1 protein-coding gene and 1 pseudogene are annotated in these 1,019 nt (G+C 65.3%); both read right to left on the bottom strand.

Annotation, left to right across the window (positions count from 1 at the left end):
- Positions 1 to 367, bottom strand: a pseudogene (locus MOV61_RS30010) (excinuclease ABC subunit UvrB); the annotation flags it as partial.
- Positions 368 to 472: 105 nt separating this feature from the next.
- Positions 473 to 1,019 (bottom strand): EAL domain-containing protein (locus MOV61_RS30005; RefSeq protein WP_247139190.1); only part of this gene is annotated, 547 nt, incomplete at its 5' end.

Below are 1,019 nucleotides of genomic sequence, written 5' to 3'. Positions count from 1 at the left end.
CCATGCCGGCGACCGGATTGAGGCCGGCGCGGGCGCGGGTCTTCGGGTCCGACGAGGCGCCGATCGATACGCCGCGGGCGGTCTTCGAGGCGGTGGTGTTCTTGGCCGTGGTCGGGGCCGACTTGGCGGCCTTGATGGCTTCCTCGCGCGCCGCGATCTCTATTCTCTTGCGATGCTTGCCCGCCTTCGAAGCAATCTCACGCTGCGTCTCGACGCCGGAGGCTTCCGCCTCAGCCTCGAGCTGCCTCACCCAGTCGGATACGCTGCCTTGCAGAGGCGCGCCCTCGAACGACGATTGTGGGGCCTCCTCGAAACCGTCGTAATTTTTCGGGTTCGAGGCGGGCGATTTTTTCGGTGATCTGGCCATGCCGCGAATATGGAGAGACTCGTCGCGAAAGTGAAGAGGGGCAGGTCACAAAACGAGTACAAAAGGGAAACGGATTTTTGGGGCGGGGCAGGAGATGCGAGCGGGTTACGCCACCTGGCGCTCGGTGACGGCGCGGCGGCATTCGATCCAACCGGGGATGCGTTCGGCAGGCATCGGGCGGCCGAAGAAATAGCCCTGGGCGAACTGGCAGCCAAGCGCTTTCAGGGCGTTGGCCTCCTCCTCGCTCTCGACGCCTTCGACCACCACCTCCATCGACAATGCCCGCCCGAGGCCGGCCATGGCGCCGACGATCTCCTGGTTCTGGCGGCTTTGATGCACGTTGGTGATGAACCGTCGGTCGAGCTTCAGCCGGTCGACCTTGAGCGCCACGAGATAGGCGAGCGAGGAATGGCCGGCCCCGAAATCGTCGACGGCGAGCTTGTAGCCGGACCGCTCGATGCGCTTCAGCTGCTCGCCGGCGACCAGCGTGTCGAGGATCGCCTCCTCGGTGATCTCGATCTCGAACAGCGCCGGATCGATGCAATGGGCCGAGGTGATGCAATCGAGCACGTCGGTGACCGAATAGAGGTCGAACTCGCGCGGCGAGACGTTGATGGCAACCGTCGCCCGCGGCAGGCCGAGCGCGGGCAGG

Origin of the sequence: Neorhizobium sp. BETTINA12A (assembly GCF_023006485.1) — a bacterium.
Taxonomy (GTDB): Bacteria; Pseudomonadota; Alphaproteobacteria; order Rhizobiales; family Rhizobiaceae; genus Neorhizobium.
This window is presented reverse-complemented; position numbering and strand designations above follow the sequence as displayed.